At 56.5% G+C, this 276-nt stretch carries 1 pseudogene; it reads right to left on the reverse strand.

Annotation, left to right across the window (positions count from 1 at the left end):
* A pseudogene (locus F1735_RS34930) lies at window positions 1–276 on the reverse strand (RNA-guided endonuclease InsQ/TnpB family protein); the annotation flags it as partial.

The raw sequence follows: 276 nt of genomic DNA on the forward strand, positions 1-276 counted from the left end.
CTGTTGGCCTCGTCAAGCTTGATCTGCTTCGGGTCCGGGTAGCGCAAAGTGTCGCCGCAACCCTTGCGCTTGAAGCTGGGGAAATCGGCCCGTTTCTCGAAGAAGTTCTTGTACGCCCTCTCCAAGTGCTTCAATGCATGTTGCAGCGCATGACACGGCGCGTCCTTCAGCCAAGGTGTGTCAGGACCATTGCGCCACCCGGTCAATTGCTTCGCCATGGCGACGTAGCCGATGAACTTGTTACCGGCCTCATGATTCTCTTTTTGCATCGCCAAC

This window comes from Massilia genomosp. 1 (assembly GCF_011682185.1).
Lineage (GTDB): Bacteria > Pseudomonadota > Gammaproteobacteria > Burkholderiales > Burkholderiaceae_D > Telluria_A > Telluria_A rubra.